Here is an 18370-nt window from a genome sequence, read left to right as displayed (position 1 = left end):
ATGCCTGAAATTCGTCGTTTACATAGCGACAGAGGTTGGGGCAGCAGACATTTGGATCGAAGTGTTCCTGAACTCATTCTAAAATTCATAAAGAAAGCGCAAAAAAAAAGCAGGGCCGAAGCCCCACTTTATTAAAAGTTCCGCGTCTAATACCCTCGTGCCCTATCAAAACCTTTCGATTTAGATAGGTCGGCAGCGACCTATTCGGGTGCGCCAGAGGGATCTTCCTCCCAAGACTCAGACCGCGATGTCTGTTGAGATGTTTAGTATTGCTACCCACAGCTCTTTTTCTTATGTTTATGACAATACTGTATCAAAATTGAGTTGTCACCTATTTGTGCTGAATAGCTTATAATTTTTGCTTGCGCATAAAAGGTTCATTCCCATGGCAAGCGTATTCCCCGCACTTTCGTAAGGGCGTTTCTGGTCCTGGCGATGCAATTTTCTCGACCATTGCAGCTTCTGGGGCTTGTTTTTGCCACGTCCTTGCGCTTTGACTGCGCTTCAATTCGGCAAACGCCTTTATCAAGAGAGATCACATGCGCCTGTCCCGCTATTTTCTGCCAATCTTGAAGGAAAACCCTAAGGAAGCGGAGATCGTTTCTCACCGGCTTATGCTGCGTGCAGGAATGATCCGCCAGCAATCGGCGGGGATTTATTCCTGGTTGCCGCTTGGCCTTCGGGTGCTCAATAAGATCCAGCGGATTGTCGAGGAGGAGCAGCATCGGGCTGGGGCTGTTCAGCTTTTGATGCCAACGGTGCAGTCTGCTGATCTATGGCGCGAAAGCGGGCGTTATGAAGCATACGGCAAGGAAATGCTGCGCATCACGGATCGTCATGAGCGCGATATGCTGTTCGGTCCGACCAATGAAGAGATGATCACTGACATCTTTCGCTCATCCGTGCGATCCTACAAGGATCTGCCGCTGAACCTTTATCACATTCAATGGAAGTTCCGCGATGAGGTTCGCCCACGCTTTGGTGTGATGCGCGGACGTGAGTTCTTGATGAAAGACGCCTATTCCTTCGACCTTGATCAGGAAAAAGCCGTCGAATCATACAATCGGATGTTCGTCGCATACCTGCGCACATATCGTCGCATGGGTCTGACGGCGATTCCTATGCGTGCTGAAACCGGCCCTATCGGCGGCGATCTTAGTCATGAGTTCATCGTTCTGGCCGAGACCGGCGAAAGTGCTGTCTATTGCCACTCTGATTTTCTTGAAAAGGATATCCCGGGCAATGACGTCGACTTTGACGGCGATCTGAGCGCGATTGTGGCTGATTGGACGTCCAATTATGCCGCGACTGAAGATGTCGTCGATATGGCGGAATTCGAAGCGTCTGTGCCTGAAGACAAGCGCATCTCTGCCCGTGGTATCGAAGTTGGTCAGACATTCTACTTCGGCACCAAATATTCGGAGCCGATGGGCGCAACAGTGACGGGCCCTGATGGCAAGGATGTGCCGGTCCACATGGGGTCTTACGGCGTTGGCGTGTCGCGTTTGCTTGGCGCGATCATTGAAGCCAGCCACGATGAAAATGGTATTATCTGGCCAGCTTCCGTTGCCCCATTCCATGTCGGCCTTGTCAATCTGAAACCAGGCGATGCTCTTACAGACCCGGTTTGCGAAGACCTTTATGCCAAGATGGAAGCTGCTGGCATCGAAGTCCTTTACGATGACACTGATCAGCGCGCCGGTGCGAAGTTTGCCGCGATGGACGTTATTGGGTTGCCGTATCAGGTGATAGCCGGACCAAGAGGCCTCAAAGATGGCCTGTTGGAGGTCAAGGATCGCAAAACCGGTGAAAAAGAGATGCTGTCTGCTGAAGCAACCTTGAACAAGTTGACTGCGGCATTGACGGTTTGAGGCGGCTCGCCGATCCTCGTGCAACTGGATTCGTCGAGGCGGTTAGTTAGGTGAATAGTCCATGGCGGCACGCATGAACAAAAGCTCTGAAGCGGAAGCATCTGCCGGAGCGCCAAGGGGCACGCGCCCCTTTGCGGCGTTTGAGTGGATGATTGCCGGGCGTTATCTTCGCTCGCGGCGCCGGGAGACTTTCATTTCGGTTATCGCCGGGTTTTCTTTCGCCGGCATCATGCTTGGCGTTGCGACACTCGTGATCGTGATGGCGGTCATGAATGGTTTTCGCTCTGAGCTTCTGGGCAAAATTCTTGGCATCAACGGGCATATGCTGGTTCAGCCGATCGATATGCCGCTGACGGATTATGATCCCGTTGCACTGCGGATTGAAGGCGTTCCGGGGGTGATCTCTGCCATCCCATTTGTCGAAGGGCAGGGTTTGATCTCCGGGCCTTCGGGCAACCTGGGGGGGCTTGTTCGCGGTGTTTCCGAGAGTGACCTTCGCCGTATTCCGCTGGTGGCTGGAAATATCCGTTCAGGATCTCTGGACGATTTTGATGCGGGCAAGGGCGTTGCCATTGGAACCCGCATGGCTCAGGAACTGGGTGTGGCGCTCGGGGATAATGTCAGAGTGCTGTCGCCTCGGGGCAGTGTCACGCCGATGGGGGTTACGCCTCGTATCAAGGCCTATCCGGTGTCTGCCATCTTTGAAATCGGAATGAGTGAATATGATGGCACTTTTATCTTCATGCCGATTCAAGAGGCCCAGGCGTTCTTCAATATGGATGGCAAGGCGACAGGAATCGAGGTCTACACGATCGATCCGGATCTGGTGGGCGGCATGCGCAGTCTGGTCGAGGATGCGGCCGACCGGCCTGCATTCGTGACTGATTGGCGGCAACGCAATGTAACGTTCTTTTCTGCGCTGGAAGTCGAGCGCAATGTGATGTTCATCATCCTGACGCTGATTGTTCTTGTCGCTGCACTGAACATCATCTCTGGTCTGATCATGCTGGTGAAGGACAAGGGCCGTGATATTGCGGTTCTGCGAACCATTGGTGCGACACGCGGATCTATCATGCGGGTGTTTTTGATCACCGGTGCCAGTATTGGCTTTGTCGGAACATTTGCAGGGTTCATCCTTGGTCTTGTAGTTTGCCTGAACATTGAAAGCATTCGCCAGTTCGTCTCTTGGCTGACGTCGACCCAATTATTTGATCCAACGCTGTATTTTTTGTCGAGATTGCCTGCCGAAATAGATTCGGGTGAAACAATATCGGTTTTGGTCATGGCGCTTGTCTTGTCTTTTCTGGCAACGCTTTATCCAGCCTGGCGGGCTGCCCGGCTCGATCCGGTTGAAGCCCTGAGGTACGAATAATGGCGGGAGAGAGCGAAGGTATGTCCCGGTCCGGCTCGGTCCTGGCAGGTGCAGCGCTTGCCTTAATCGATGTGACTCGCACCTTTTCCGAAGGCGACCGGGAACTGCATATTCTACGCGGTGCGGATTTTGCAATTCAGCCCGGCGAAATGGTGGCGCTGGTTGCGCCATCTGGAACAGGTAAATCAACGCTTTTGCATCTGGCAGGTTTGCTGGAGCATCCAGACGAGGGTGATGTCTTTGTCGGTGGTGTGAATTGCGCCGAGCTGGATGATGATGCCCGCACAGCGATCCGTCGCCATGATGTTGGGTTTGTCTATCAGTTCCATCATCTCCTGCCTGAGTTTACCGCGCTTGAAAACATCATGATGCCGCAGATGATTGCCGGGCTTGGAAAAGCCGAGGCTGCGGAACGTGCCCAGTCGCTTCTGGATTACATGAGGATGGGTGAGCGCAGTGGACATCGTCCGTCTGAGCTGTCAGGCGGGGAGCAGCAGCGTGTTGCTGTCGCGCGTGCAGTAGCCAATGCGCCGAGTGTTTTGCTTCTGGATGAGCCAACCGGTAATCTGGATCCGAAAACGGCCCACTATGTATTTGAGGCGCTGAAAGCACTGGTTCAAGCTTCTGGCGTGGCGACACTCTTTGCTACGCATAATATGGAACTTGCCGCACAAATGGATCGCTGCGTCACCTTGAGAGACGGTCAGGTTATCCAGATCACGCTTTAAATGAACGCGCCGGACAATGGTTCCGGCGGCTCTCCTCACTCAGTCATTATTGTGGTGCTGGTTTGCGCGAAATTGCACTTCCTACGCTGGTTTGTTGGCTGAATTTTACCGGTAAAATTACCTAACCCAAGTGCCGGCAGATTTCATCTGCTCTTATTGAGCTGTCGAGTCGAATGCCACGCATCTTCTTGGTAAAGCTGAATAATCAAACTTGACTTGTATACTCATGTTAATATACATACCAGTGATATATTAATTGGGGCTATAAAGCGAGGGCATAATGCGGCTTAGCACTCCGGGTACACGTTTCCACCCACTGGTGGCTTTTCTCACGATCACGACAGCACTGACTTCTCCTGGTTTTGCGCAAGATGGAGATTCCAGCGTCACGGCACTTGAGACGATTGTCGTCAAGGATGCTGGAGCGCAGGGAAATCCCGACGGGCCTGACAACGGCTTTGTTGCCAAGTCCACGGCAACTGCAACCAAGACTGCGACGGATATTGATCGCGTTCCCCAGTCGATCTCAGTTGTCACTCGTGATCAGATGGACGTGCAGGGTATTGAGACTGTCGGTGAAGCTCTTCGCTACACGCCAGGAATCCGAAGCGAAGCATATGGCGTTGACACGCGCTATGACTGGTATTTCATTCGCGGGTTTTCTTCCCAGGCTCAGGGGCTCTATCTGGATGGCCTGCAACTTCATTCCCAGTCCTTTGCCAACTTCCGCGTCGATCCGTTTGGCTTGGAGCGTCAGGAAGTTCTGCTCGGGCCAAATTCATCTCTCTATGGTGCGGGCAGTCCGGGCGGGTTGGTCAACCTGATCTCAAAGCGCCCTCAGGATGACACCTTTACGCGCTTATCTGTCTCAGCTGGATCGCCGCTCAGTGGTGACGTAACGGTCGACGTCAATGGTGCATTGAACGACAGCGGCACAATTCTAGCTCGGTTTACCGCTCTTGGACGCTTGGGCGAAACCCAGGTTGATCATGTTGATGATAATCATCTCTTCCTGGCGCCTTCGATCACCTTCAAGCCGAATGAAGATACGCAGCTGACCATCCTCGCCAAGTTTCAAAAGGATGAAGCTGGCACGTCGACCAGCTTCTTGCCATTTGGTGCGACGGTTGAACAAGCTTCCTTCGGGCGTATTCCGACGGACTTCTTCACGGGTGACACTGATCTCGACAGTTACAAGCGTGATCAATTCATGCTGGGCTATGAGTTCGACCATGCCTTTGATAATGGCATTAAGTTCTCACAGAATACCCGCTATTCTTATGTCTCGACCGACTATGAGACAATTTATGGCCTCGGCCTTGCCAGCAGTTTTATCCCGAGCTTGCCCGACACGCTTCTGCTTCGTCAGGCAATGGCGACGGATCAGAGCGTTGGTATTTTTCAGACAGACAATCACCTTGAGGGTGACCTGGACACGGGGCCGATCGGGCATCACCTGCTCGCAGGCGTGGACTACAGCTATGAGGACTTTGACAATCGTCAAGGGACCTCCAATGGTCCGGGCAACAGCTATTATCCGCTGGATATCCTGAATCCGGTCTATGGAATTAATCCGGATAGACCTGCCTATACTACGGATGCAACCACCACGACCCAGAAGCTGGGTCTGTATCTGCAAGATCAGATTTCTGTCACTGACCGGTTTGATGTCACTGCAGGTCTGCGGCAGGACTGGGTGTCCAGTTCGCTCAAAAATCATATGACGGGAACCAAAACCGACACCTTTGATACGGCGCTCACTGGGCGCGTTGGAGCCAGCTATGAAGTTCTGCCAGGGCTGAGACCTTATGTCAGCTACGGTACGTCTTTCGATCCTGTGTCGGGCACAGATGCGAATGGACGAGCGTTCGAGCCGGAAACGGCAACCCAATATGAGATCGGTGCGAAATATCAGGACCCGGATGGTCGCTTCCGTGTGACGGCAGCCCTGTTTGATCTGACCCGTGGCAATGTGCTTACCCGTGATCCGAACAGCCCGACCTACAACATTCAAACCGGTGAGGTGCGCTCTCGCGGCCTTGAGCTGCAGGGGCAGGCAAGCCTGGCCAAGGGGTGGAACCTGCTTGCGTCCTACACCAATTTTGATCTGGAAATCACCAAGTCGAACCGAGGCGACGAAGGCAAAGTTCCGGTCGGTGTTCCACAGCAAATGGCGTCGCTTTGGCTTGATCACAGCTTTGACGACAGACTTGAGGGCTTGCGCGTTGGAGGTGGTGTTCGCTATGTAGGTAAATCTTACGCCGACTCTGCTAACACATTGACAGTACCTAACTTTGTTGTGGCGGATGCGGGTGTCGGTTACAAATATGGTAACGCAGAGTTCTCTCTGAATGTGGGCAATGTGTTTGACAAGAAATACGTCGCGGCCTGTGCTGGAGAGAATTCCTGCTATTACGGCGAACGACGGACCTTCACAGCGAGACTAAGCTACGAATGGTAATGATCCGATCTGATAATTCTCCTGAGCAGAAAGGGGAGGCGTCGCCCGCTCCTTCCAGCTTTGAAGTGGAGGCCGTTCACCTTCAACGCGATGGCCGGGCGATCTTGAGTGATGTCAGCTTCAAGATTGATCCCGGGCAAGTCATGGGCATTGTCGGATCGAATGGTGCCGGAAAAAGCACCTTGATGAAAATGCTGGCCGGGCATGTCCGGCCAGACACAGGCACTGTGTTGTTTTGCGGAAAGTCGGTGTCTGCCTGGAACCCCAGGGCTCTAGCGCGTGGCGTTGCCTTTCTCCCGCAAACTCTGCCAACCAATGAAAATCACACCGTTCGAGAGCTTGTGTCCCTAGGGCGTTACCCTTGGCACGGGCCTTTTCGCCGCCGGTCTGATGAAGATTACAAGGCGATTGAGGAAGCCCTTCGGCAAACTGATTGTCTACCTCATGCGGATCGTCTTGTCTCGACGCTGTCTGGCGGGGAAAAGCAGCGCGCTTGGATCGCCATGGTGCTGGCACAGGCCAAGCAGTTCCTGCTTCTGGATGAGCCGACTTCGGCACTGGATATCGCTCATCAGGCGCGCACTCTCGATCTACTTCGCCGGATTTCTCATGATAATGGGATCGGGGTCGTTTTAATCGTGCACGATTTGAATATTGCTGCACGGTTTTGCGATAAGCTTTTGACGCTTCGAGATGGCCAGGTCGTTGCCTTCGACACACCGGAGATCGTCATGCAGCCTGACATCCTGAGCGAAGTCTATGACATCCCAATTCAGGTCTTCACTCATCCGGCTGAAGGCTATTCGGTTGGATACATCGCCTGATGAGACGGTTTATTCTTGCAGCTGTTGCCGGACTTTTTCTCTGCCAACACTTGGTTTCCCCTCGTGCTGAGCTTGCGGACACGGATCAGCCACCACGTGTGATCTCGTTGGACTGGGGACTGACATCTACGCTTCTGGCCCTTGGTGCGGCTGTGCCTGCCATAGCAGAGAAAAAGAGCTATGCTGACTGGGTCGGCGATGGACAAGCCCCTGCAACTGCTGTCGATCTTGGATTGCGCCTTGCCCCGGACATGGAACGTTTGCGAGAGCTGCAGCCGGATCTGATTTTGATCACGCCGCAATTTTCAAGCATTGAGCCGCGTTTGAATCTGGTTGCTAAGACCCGGAGCTTTGCCACGTTCACACCGGACAGAACCCCCTTGGCAAATGCCACGGAGATCACGCGCCAACTTGGCCAGATGCTGCATCTTGATCATAATGCCGTGCAGTTGATTGCTCAAAGCACAGCGGCTCTTGACGCGCTTCGGGAGACTGCGACACCTGCTCAAAAGGCCTGTGAATTCCTGATGGTCAACTTCGTTGATGACACGCATGTTCGGGTCTTCGGCAATGGCAGTCTTTATGGTGATGTTCTCAAGGCCGCCGGTATTCGAAATGCATGGACGCGGCCAACGAATTTCTGGGGCTATGGCACAGCGTCCCTGAATGCACTCTTGCGCCAGCCAGAGGCGGGACTGCTGATTGTCGGGCCAGTGCCCCTGGACGTTCAGCGCCAGCTGCAGCCGGACAGATCACTTGGAGCAAGTGACACATTGCTGGATCGTTTGCCTGCCGTTCAGGCTGGGCGATATCGCGTGCTGCCTGCCATCTGGTCTTTTGGCGGCTTGCCTGAAGCCACAGCCTTGGCAAAGGCGCTGATGGCTGCCGATTTGCCGGAATGCGATCATGAAAAATCCTGAGTTCTCGATCCTAAAGGTCTGGCCGCTTGCAGCCCTTGGCGGTGTTCTGTTGTATCTCGTGTTTGGCAACGTCAGCACGATCCTTGGAGCGCCGATATCATTGGCGACGATCTTTGAGGCGGCGATGGTTGGCCCCATGGGTGACAGCGCGCCAGCACTGCAATTTTCCTATGTCTATCTACCGCAATTGGTGATCTCTCTTTTGTGCGGGGCAGGGCTCGGATTTGCCGGTGCTGTGTTTCAGCAGACATTGCTGAACCCTCTGGCGTCCCCTGCAACGCTTGGCGTGTCATCCGGCGCCCAATTGGCTTTGACTGTCGCGCTTTTGCTGGCACCTGAGTTTCATGCCAATCATGCCTTTGCGATTGCCCTTACCGGATCTTGTCTGGCGTGGGGAGTCGTTGCGCTTTTGGCTGGTCGCCGCCTCGAAGATCCGCTGACACTGGTTTTAACCGGCATGATCGTGAGCTTTACATTGGCTGCGATCACAACCTGTCTATTTGTTCTCAAGGACAGCTATCTCAACAGTATGTTCATCTGGGGCGCGGGAGATCTGACGCAAAATGGCTGGAATGGCACGGCCTTCCTCCTTCCCAAACTGGCCCTGGGCGCTATTGTTGTCTTGACTTTGAGTCGGCAGCTGTCCTTGCTGGGGCTTGGCAGCGATGTAGCCCGTTCTGCCGGGGTATCTGCAGGTCTGTCGCGCACGATTTTGTTGAGCGCGGCCATTTTGATGTCGGCCGCCATCACCGCGACAGTTGGGATCATTGCCTTTGTCGGACTTGCCGCGCCGCATATTGCCCGAATGATGGGCGCGCGCTGTGTTGTTCCCCAGCTGCTCTGTGCTGCTGTCATGGGGGCATTGCTGCTGGGTGTTGCTGATCAGGGCTTGCAATTTGCGCTTCAGGATCTGGCAAGCTTCCTGCCTGCTGGCGCACTTGCTGGCCTTCTGGGCGCTCCGCTTCTGCTCTATCTGATGATGAAAATGTCAACCAGAAGGCCGGAGCTGGACGACACTCCGATGTTGCGCGCGCCAGTCAATCATGGAACAGCAATCCAAGTTCGGATCATAGCCGGTCTTGGCGTTCTGCTGGTGCTTTGCCTTGTGATCGCGCTCAGTGTTCCCTGGTCCGGGCTGGATGCCATATCCGTCTGGCGTCTGCCCCGTGTTGCGGCAGCGCTTTTGGCTGGATGTGCGCTTGGCTGTGCCGGATGTCTTGCCCAGCGGCTGATCGGCAATCCGATGGCCAGTCCGGAAAGTATGGGCATTTCGGCAGGCGCTATCACCGGGACTATCGCTGTCATGCTTTTGCTGCCGATGGCGGAAGCCGCGGGGCAGACGATCGGCGCGCTGCTGGGATCATTGCTGGTTTTTGCAGCGGTGCTTTACTTCGGGCGGCGGCAGTCCTTTGATCCGCGTAGTTTGATCCTGGTCGGTATTGCAATCACCGCGCTGGCTGATGCCTTGATCCTTGTCTTCTTTGCCACGGGGGATCCGCGTCTGGGTGAGGTGCTGGCCTTGTCGTCCGGGTCAACTTACCGGATTACGTTCGACACGCTGTTCTTGCCGGCCGGTATAAGTGTTCTTGGTCTCGTTCTGGCGCTGCCTACCTTGCGCTGGCTTGAAATACTGCCGCTGGGTGCGGTGACAGGGCGTTCACTCGGCCTGCCTTTGGCCTCCGCGCGGTTCCTGATCATTCTGGCGACGTCTCTTTTGACCGTTGCAGCCACCCTGTTGATCGGGCCGATCAGTTTTGTCGGTCTGGCTGCGCCGCATATTGCCCGTGCGCTTGGTCTGCGCAGCGCTGTGACACAATTTGCCGGCTCTGCCTTGGCTGGTGGGGCAGTGATCGTCTTTGCTGACTTTATCGGGCGGCAGATGGCCCGGCCGTATGAGTTGCCTGCTGGCCTGTTGTCGATCCTTGTGGGCGCGATTGTGTTTGTCGCTGTGTTATCTTTTTCCCGGCTTTTCTGCCCGGGAATGATCAAGCGCCAAGACACCTCAGTTCGTCAGGGAGCGGCAGTGGACTAGACGCATACAAATGGATGCGAAAAAAACCTGAACAGGGGGAGTTCTATGACCGAAGAGAGTAATCAGGCTGCGAGACAGACGCCTGAACGAGATGCTGCATTGGCTCTGGAGAGACTGGCTGTCGAATTTGCCCAATTCCGCCCGTCCAATGCGAGGGCTCATGGATTGACCACACAATATGCTATCATTATGGCGGTGATCTACGATCATCCGGGTTGCGGCGTGTCTGCGATTACCGAGCAAACCGGAATGTTCCAGTCGACGGTCAGCCGCAGTCTTGCGAGCCTTTACAAAAAAGGCATCGTACGCCGAGAAACATCTGTGACAGATACGCGGGCTGTTGAATTGCATCTCACCGCTGAGGGCACCTCGATCCTTGAAACTATTCGGGACGAGTGGCGGATACGCGTTGCGGCGATGTTGGACGCTGTTCAAGAGACTGACCGCACCGACTTGCTCAAGGGACTTGGCGTGTTGTCGGGCGTGATCCATCATCTCACTCAATCCTCTGATGTGGCCGCTGCAGTTGCCGAAGATTTATAGAATTGGATCAATGGAACAAAAGGTGCTTGCAATGTGAACATAAGTGGAACATAATCTTTCCATAGTGATGATTAAATCGTGATGGAGAGACAGATGATCCACATGGCTCGTGACTTTGCTGCCTTCGGTTCCATGGTTGCCTTTTGTGCTACGCTCGTTGTTTGGGGTGATGTGCTGATGGCGATCAACTGACCGGCATCTGCTGATTTTGATTTTTGAAGAGGGGCGAGGGGCATTATTGTCCTCGTCAACCGTGAACAACGGTGATGACTTGGTCGGATGTGATGTCGGCGGGTCGACAGGGGCGATGTGACACGGTTCACTTGGAAGGTGATTCTGAAGAACCGGGAGGCTTGGCCTTCAAGCCGAAGTGATATGACATGCCCCGTGATGCCGACATGACCGCAGTGATGCCTTCAAATGCCTCGATGGCGAGCCGTGTCGGATTTGTTCACCTTCGTGTTCACTCTGCATTGTCGCTGCTTGAAGGTGCGTTGCCGATCAAGAAGCTGCTTGACCTTGCAAAGGCCGATGACCAGCCAGCGCTTGCTATTACAGACAGCGGAAATCTTTTCGGAGCGCAGGAGTTCTCTGCCAAGTGCTGGGGCGCCGGCATTCAGCCGATCATTGGCTGTCAGCTTGCGGTGGCTTTTGAACAGCCTACCGGTGAAGGCAGTCATCGCGGCGGCCCTGAACTGTCTGATGTGGTGGTTCTGGCAAGTTCTGAGCAAGGTTATGAGAACCTGATGGAGCTGAGCTCCAGAGCCTTTCTCGATACAGAAACTGGCCTGAAACCGCATGTGTTGTCGGATTATTTATTCAAGAAATCCGAAGGTCTCATTCTGCTGACCGGCGGTATGAACGGGCCCGTCAGTCGGGCCTTGTTGGCGGGCCACAAGGATTTGGCACGCGAGGTTTTGGAGCAGCTGTCGGATGTTTTCAATGGCCGATGTTATGTTGAACTCCAGCGTCATGGCATGGAAGCTGAGCGCCGGACCGAAGATGCCCTTGTCAATTTGGCCTATGAGTTAGAGTTGCCACTGGTCGCGACCAATGAAGCTTTCTTTCCGGCCCGTGATGATTATGAAGCCCATGATGCGTTGATCTGTATTTCGGAAGGCCGTGTGATCATCGAAAATGATCGACGCCGTCTGACGCCGGAGCATTATTTCAAGTCACGCGCCGAGATGCAGGCGCTGTTTGCCGATCTGCCCGAAGCCTTGGCGTCGACTATCGAAATCGCGCAGCGCTGCAGCTATCGCCCGCTTCGCCGTGATCCAATCCTGCCCCGGTTCGCTGGCGCTGATGCGGATCCGGAAGAAGCGGTCCGAGTCGAGGCGGGGGAACTCAAGCGTCAGGCGCGTGAAGGCCTGCAGATGCGCTTGGATGTTCATGGCCTTGCGAAGGGACTTGAGGAAAAAGAATATTGGGACCGGCTCGAGTATGAGCTGGGCATTATTGAGGGAATGAAATTCCCCGGTTACTTCCTGATCGTTGCGGACTTTATCAAGTGGGGCAAGGCTCAGGGCATTCCGGTCGGACCGGGTCGTGGGTCTGGTGCCGGGTCACTGGTCGCCTGGTCTTTGACGATTACTGATCTGGACCCGATGCAGTTTTCGCTGCTGTTTGAACGGTTTCTCAATCCGGAACGTGTCTCGATGCCGGATTTCGATATCGATTTTTGTCAGAGCCGCCGCGAAGAAGTCATTCGTTACGTTCAGGAGAAATACGGTCGGCAGCAGGTCGCCCAAATCATTACCTTTGGATCGCTGCAGGCGCGTGCCGTGCTGCGCGATGTGGGGCGCGTCCTGCAGATGCCATACGGCCAGGTGGATCGGCTGTGCAAGCTCGTTCCGGCAAACCCTGCCAATCCGGTGACACTTGCTCAGGCGATGGCGGATGAGCCGCGTTTGCGCGAAGCTGCCCGTGATGAAGAGATTGTCGACAAGCTTTTGACCATGGCGCAGAAGCTTGAGGGGCTTTATCGTCACGCCTCGACCCATGCTGCCGGGGTTGTCATTGGCGACAGACCGCTGGAAAAGCTGGTGCCGCTGTACCGCGACCCGCGCTCTGACATGCCGGTTGCCCAGTTCAACATGAAAATGGTCGAAGACGCGGGCCTTGTGAAATTCGATTTCCTCGGCCTGAAGACGTTAACCGTCATTGATACGGCGGTGAAGTTGATCGCACGCCGTGGCATCACAGTCGATGTTGCAGCCCTGCCTATCGATGACAAGCCCAGCTACGATATGCTTACACGGGGCGAAACCTTCGGCGTGTTCCAGCTGGAAAGTCAGGGCATGCGGCGCGCGGTGTCTGGTATGAAGCCGGATCGGTTCGAGGACATTATTGCGCTGGTGGCGCTGTATCGTCCGGGGCCGATGGAAAACATTCCGGTCTATAATGCGGTCAAACATGGCGAGCAGGAGCCGGATTGCCTGCACCCGTTGCTTGAACCAATCCTGATGGAGACCAACGGCATCATCGTCTACCAGGAACAGGTGATGCAGATCGCCCAGGTACTGTCTGGCTATTCGCTGGGTGAAGCTGATCTTCTGCGCCGCGCGATGGGTAAGAAAATTGCTGCGGAGATGGAGGTTCAGCGCGCGCGGTTTGTTGATGGTGCAGTTGAGCGCGGCGTGAAAAAAGCCCAAGCCGGGTCGATCTTCGATCTGGTGGCAAAATTTGCCAACTACGGCTTCAACAAATCGCATGCGGCAGCTTATGCGCTGGTTTCCTATCACACAGCCTGGTTGAAGGCGAACCATCCGGTCGAGTTCATGGCAGCGTCCATGACGCTGGATATGGGCAATACGGAAAAGCTAGGCGATTTCCGTCAAGAAGTCCGGCGAATGGGCATCAAGATCGTCACGCCGTCGATCAATCGTTCGATGGTTCATTTTGATGTGCAGGACGGTGAGATCATCTATGCGATGGGCGCGATCAAGGGTGTTGGCGAGCAGGCGGTGGAGCATCTGGTTGAGGTGCGCGGTGACACGCCATTTACCAGCCTGGGTGATTTTGCACGGCGTATCTCGCCGAAACAGCTGAACAAGAGGACCCTTGAGAATCTGATTGCGGCAGGTGCATTTGATGAGCTGGAACCAAACCGGGCAAGGGTTCTGGAAGGCCTCGACCGGATTATCGGTCTTGCGCAACGCACGGAAGAAAACAAAAGCCTTGGTCAGGATGAACTTTTTGGCGGCAGCGAGAGCGAAGAACCGCTGACAATGCCTGATGTGGATGGCTGGACCCCTGAGGTTCGCCTGCAGCGCGAACATGCGTCCATCGGCTTCTATCTGTCTGCCCATCCGCTGGATGAATACAGCGAGCTTTTGGAGAAGATGCGGGTTCAGCCCTGGGCCAAGTTCTCAGAGGCGGTCAAGAAGGGCGCGTCCGCTGGCCGTTTGGCCGGAACTGTGATTTCAAAGCAGGAACGCAGAACCAAGTCCGGTAACAAGATGGGCATTGTTCGGTTTTCCGACAGCACTGGCCAATTCGAAGGCCTGTTGTTCAAGGAAAAGCTCGAGCAGTTTCGCGATGCCCTTGAGCCGGGGCGCTCCATGGTGATTCTTGTTGGTGCCGACATGCGAGACGATGAACCTTCCATCATTATTGAGCAGGTGGATCCCATCGAGAAGATGGCTGCGCGTGTTCAAAAGAGCATGCGGGTGTTCTTGCGGGACGACCGGCCAATCCCAAGCCTTGCGAAACATCTGGCGGTTCGGGGCGAGGGGGAGGTGACGGTGATTGTTCTGCTTGAGAACGGAGCACGTGAGGTCGAAGTTAAATTGCCAGGCCGGTTCCGTCTGTCCCCAGAAATTGCGGGGGCGTTGAAAGCTGTGCCCGGAGTAACCGAGGTTCAGATGGCCTGATTTGGCTGTCCTATCAACGGGCCGCAGTTGGGCGTTCGGAAGCGTTTTTTACAGGCTTTCTATTGGTGGTTCTGTCAGTTATTTTGCACTGCTACCGATTGACGCCCCAGGGACACGGCTAAGCTCGATATTTTGAAGACAAAACGGGGCTTTGGCTCTTGAATTTACGTGAGCACCCGCTTATAAGGCGCGCATTCCACACGCAAGGGGCGGAGACCGAGCTTATCGGATTCTCCATCCGGTGACAGTCGGGACTTTTCGACTGTCTACATCCTCTTGCGGAGGTTAAACCGGAAAATCAGGAGTTCAGGGCCATGGCTTTGCCCGATATTAACATGCGTCAGCTGCTAGAAGCAGGCGTTCATTTTGGTCACCAGAAGCATCGCTGGAACCCACGTATGGGCCAGTATATCTTTGGTGTACGTAACGACGTTCACATCATCGATCTGGCGCAGACAGTTCCACTGTTTCACCAGGCTCTGAAGGCAGTCAGCGACACAGTCGCAGGCGGTGGCCGTGTGCTTCTCGTTGGCACAAAGCGTCAGGCTCAGGAAGCTGTTGCATCAAGTGCCCGCAACTCTGCGCAGTACTTCGTCAACGCACGCTGGCTCGGCGGCATGCTAACCAACTGGAAGACAATCTCCCAGTCCATTCAGCGCTTGCGCAAGCTTGAAGAAACCCTTGGCTCCTCGGCAGCAAACTCGCTGACCAAGAAAGAGCGCCTCTTCATGGACCGTGAGCGCGAAAAGCTCGAGCGGAACCTTGGCGGCATCAAGGACATGGGCGGTATTCCCGACCTTATCTTCGTGATCGATACCAACCGTGAAGCGATTGCCATTCAGGAAGCCCGTCGTTTGGGTATTCCTGTTGCTGCGATCCTCGATTCAAACTCTAATCCAGAAGGCATCACTTTCCCGGTGCCTGGCAATGATGATGCTGGCCGTGCGCTGACACTTTATTGCGACCTGATTGCGCGTGCTGCGATCGACGGCATCTCACGTGCGCAGGGTGCATCTGGCATGGATATCGGCGGCGGCGAAGAAGCTCCTGTCGAAGAAGCTCTTGCTGAAGTCGTGGCTGAAGAAGTTGCAGCACCAGCTGAAGAAGCAGCTGCTGCGGAAACACCTGCTACAGCATGATTTCGACCCGTCGCGGTAACGCGGCGGGTTCCTTTTTGAATTCGCAGGCGCTGGCACGGTTTTTTGTGCTTTCGTCATAAAGATACGGTGCCATTTGGCTAATCTGTATCTCTCAATAACCCACATCCACGAGGCAATCGTATGAGCATTACCGCTGCGATGGTAAAAGAGCTCCGCGAGAAATCCGGCGCGGGCATGATGGACTGCAAGACCGCCCTGACTGAAGCGGGCGGAGACATGGAAGCAGCTGTTGATTGGCTGCGCACCAAGGGTCTTGCAAAAGCTGCCAAAAAAGCTGGCCGTGTGGCCGCTGAAGGTCTAGTCGGCGTTGCGTCGGCCAGCGGCAAAGCTGCTGTGATCGAGCTTAACTCCGAAACTGACTTCGTTGCACGCAACGATGGGTTCCAGGAACTCGTCAAGACTGTTGCAGAAGTTGCTGTTGGCACTGATGGCACTCTTGAGACTGTTGCTGATGCTTCTTATCCGGGTTCGGAGAAGAACGTTAAAGACACGATCACGGATGTTATTGCCAAAATCGGCGAAAACATGAACCTGCGTCGCACTGCGGTTCTCACCGTTTCTGAGGGCGTTGTCGCAAGCTACATTCATGGTGCCGTGGCAGATGGTCTTGGCAAGATCGGCGTTCTTGTTGCACTGGAATCATCCGGCGACAAAGACAAGCTGAATGCACTTGGCCGCCAGGTTGCGATGCATATTGCTGCGACGAGCCCGCTGGCTCTGAGCACGGATGAGCTTGACCCGGCTGTTGTCGAACGTGAGCGTTCGGTTTTTGCTGAACAGGCGCGTGAGTCCGGCAAGCCAGACAACATCGTCGAAAAGATGGTCGAAGGCCGCATCCGCAAGTTCTATGAAGAAGTCACACTGGTAAAACAGTCCTTCGTCATTGATCCGGACAAGACAGTTGAACAAGCTGTGGCGGCTCTGGGCACTGAACTTGGTACTGATGTTAAGCTCACCGGATTTGTCCGCTTCGCCTTGGGCGAGGGGATCGAGAAAGAAGAGCAAGACTTTGCCGCCGAGGTGGCAGCAGCCTCCGGGCAGTAAGCTTTCAAAAGGCGCCGGTTTTACCGGCGCCTTTTTTTTAGAAGGACCAACTAGAAGAAAAGGCCACACTATGACCAAACCCCTGCGTTGGAAGCGCGTGCTTCTGAAGCTGTCTGGCGAAGCCCTGATGGGATCACAGCCCTTTGGTATTGATCCTGCGATCGTTGAACGGATTGCGAAAGAGATCGCGGACGCAGTTGCGCTAGGTGCTCAGGTTGGTGTGGTCGTTGGCGGCGGGAATATCTTCCGCGGTGTGGCTGTGGCAGCCAAGGGGGGCAACCGGGTCACTGGTGACCACATGGGCATGCTGGCCACGATCATGAATTCCCTGACTATCGCCGATGCGCTACGCCGCCTAAAGGTTCAGGCTCGCGTCCTGTCAGCTGTTTCCGTTCCTTCCATTTGTGAGACTTTTAGCCAGCGCGTTGCAGAACGCTATATGGAAGACGGCGAAGTTGTTGTCTTTGCTGGTGGGACGGGCAATCCGTTTTTCACAACAGATTCCGGCGCTGCTTTGCGCGCTGCTGAAATGCGCTGCGATGCCTTTTTGAAGGGCACGCAGGTTGACGGCGTTTATTCTGATGACCCCAAGACCAATCCGGAAGCGGAACGCTATGAGACGCTCGGATATGAGGAAGTCATCAAGCGCGATTTGAAGGTTATGGACACCACTGCCATAGCTCTTGCGCGCGACAATTCAATTCCGGTTATTGTGTTTTCCATTCACACTCCAGGTGCACTCGTCAGTGTTCTTCAGGAGACCGGTCGTTATACGGTTGTCTGCGACTGATTCTTTTGCCAATAACCATAGGTGAAGGCCTTGTGTTTCGACACGAGTGTGCGATCTTTGCCGCGGCTGAAACACAGTAAGCCAACAAAACAAGAATGAAGCGAGGATGTTATGCCGGTAGAAGGTGTAGACCAAGACGATCTTAAGCGCCGTATGCAAGGTGCACTGTCTGTTCTCAAGACAGAGTTCGCTGGCTTGCGGACCGGTCGGGCTTCGTCCAGCATGATGGATCCGATCATGGTGAATGCCTATGGCCAGTCCATGCCGATCAGTCAGGTTGCGACAGTCAGTGTTCCTGAACCTCGGATGCTTGCCGTTCAGGTCTGGGACAAGACCATGGTTGCCGCTGTTGAAAAATCTATTCGCGAATCAAACCTTGGTTTGAACCCGGTGGTAGACGGCCAGCTTCTGCGCTTGCCGATCCCGGAATTGAACGAAGAGCGGCGCAAGGATCTTATCAAGATCGCGCATAAGTATTCCGAGCAGGCCAAGGTTTCTATCCGCCACGTGCGTCGTGACGGCATGGATACGGCTAAGAAACTCGAAAAAGACGGTAAAATCAGTCAGGATGATAGCCGTGTAGTTTCGGATGAAATCCAGAAGTTGACCGATGGGCTGATTGCTGAAGCCGATGCCATGCTGGTAAAGAAAGAAGCGGAAATTTCCCAAGTCTGAAGACCAGTCTTTGGGCAAGAAACCGCTCTTTTAAAATGCCAGCGCAGGGGACGGGATGACCGCGAATCCAGATCA

Annotated in this window: 13 protein-coding genes; all 13 read left to right on the top strand. The window is 54.5% G+C overall.

What is annotated here, in order from left to right:
- Nucleotides 1-539 precede the first annotated feature (539 nt).
- The 13 genes from proS to frr all read left to right on the top strand — a co-directional run bounded on the left by proS (nt 540) and on the right by frr (nt 18295).
- On the top strand, nt 540-1871 hold the full coding sequence (gene proS / locus V6575_RS09395; protein ID WP_340274044.1) for a proline--tRNA ligase: 1332 nt from the start codon (nt 540-542) through the stop codon (nt 1869-1871).
- Nucleotides 1872-1932: 61 nt separating this feature from the next.
- Nucleotides 1933-3243 (top strand): lipoprotein-releasing ABC transporter permease subunit, encoded by a 1311-nt coding sequence (locus V6575_RS09390; RefSeq protein ID WP_422785551.1) that lies wholly within the window; start codon nt 1933-1935, stop codon nt 3241-3243.
- Complete coding sequence (locus tag V6575_RS09385; RefSeq protein WP_422785550.1) at nt 3243-3971, top strand: ABC transporter ATP-binding protein; 729 nt, start codon at nt 3243-3245, stop codon at nt 3969-3971. The genes V6575_RS09390 and V6575_RS09385 overlap by 1 nt, the downstream gene beginning before the upstream one ends.
- A 280-nt stretch (nt 3972-4251) precedes the next feature.
- Nucleotides 4252-6432 (top strand): TonB-dependent siderophore receptor, encoded by a 2181-nt coding sequence (locus tag V6575_RS09380; protein WP_340274043.1) that lies wholly within the window; start codon nt 4252-4254, stop codon nt 6430-6432.
- On the top strand, nt 6432-7256 hold the full coding sequence (locus tag V6575_RS09375) for an ABC transporter ATP-binding protein (protein WP_340274042.1): 825 nt from the start codon (nt 6432-6434) through the stop codon (nt 7254-7256). Before V6575_RS09380 ends, V6575_RS09375 begins: the two co-directional genes overlap by 1 nt.
- The gene (locus V6575_RS09370; protein ID WP_340274041.1) at nt 7256-8176 is read left to right on the top strand and encodes an ABC transporter substrate-binding protein; all 921 of its coding nucleotides are present in this window, start codon (nt 7256-7258) and stop codon (nt 8174-8176) included. Before V6575_RS09375 ends, V6575_RS09370 begins: the two co-directional genes overlap by 1 nt.
- Complete coding sequence (fhuB, locus tag V6575_RS09365) at nt 8163-10208, top strand: Fe(3+)-hydroxamate ABC transporter permease FhuB (RefSeq protein WP_340274040.1); 2046 nt, start codon at nt 8163-8165, stop codon at nt 10206-10208. Before V6575_RS09370 ends, fhuB begins: the two co-directional genes overlap by 14 nt.
- Before the next feature lie 45 nt (nt 10209-10253).
- Nucleotides 10254-10751 carry a MarR family winged helix-turn-helix transcriptional regulator gene (locus tag V6575_RS09360; protein ID WP_340274039.1) on the top strand — a complete coding sequence of 166 codons (498 nt, stop codon included), beginning with the start codon at nt 10254-10256 and terminating at the stop codon, nt 10749-10751.
- Nucleotides 10752-11179: 428 nt separating this feature from the next.
- On the top strand, nt 11180-14626 hold the full coding sequence (gene dnaE / locus V6575_RS09355; RefSeq protein ID WP_340274355.1) for a DNA polymerase III subunit alpha: 3447 nt from the start codon (nt 11180-11182) through the stop codon (nt 14624-14626).
- Between the two features lie 314 nt (nt 14627-14940).
- Nucleotides 14941-15765, top strand: coding sequence for a 30S ribosomal protein S2 (rpsB, locus tag V6575_RS09350; protein ID WP_340274038.1), 825 nt, complete (start codon nt 14941-14943; stop codon nt 15763-15765).
- Nucleotides 15766-15906: 141 nt separating this feature from the next.
- Complete coding sequence (gene tsf, locus V6575_RS09345; RefSeq protein WP_340274037.1) at nt 15907-16830, top strand: translation elongation factor Ts; 924 nt, start codon at nt 15907-15909, stop codon at nt 16828-16830.
- 70 nt (nt 16831-16900) lie between these two features.
- A complete protein-coding gene (gene pyrH / locus V6575_RS09340) occupies nt 16901-17620 on the top strand; it encodes a UMP kinase (RefSeq protein ID WP_340274036.1) in 720 nt (239 codons plus the stop codon).
- 111 nt (nt 17621-17731) lie between these two features.
- Nucleotides 17732-18295 carry a ribosome recycling factor gene (frr, locus tag V6575_RS09335; RefSeq protein WP_340274035.1) on the top strand — a complete coding sequence of 188 codons (564 nt, stop codon included), beginning with the start codon at nt 17732-17734 and terminating at the stop codon, nt 18293-18295.
- Nucleotides 18296-18370: the final 75 nt, after the last annotated feature.

Origin of the sequence: Roseibium algae, from assembly GCF_037783265.1 — a bacterium.
Taxonomy (GTDB): domain Bacteria; phylum Pseudomonadota; class Alphaproteobacteria; order Rhizobiales; family Stappiaceae; genus Roseibium; species Roseibium algae.
Note: the sequence above shows the minus strand (reverse complement) of the source record. Positions and strands in the feature narration are given on the sequence as shown.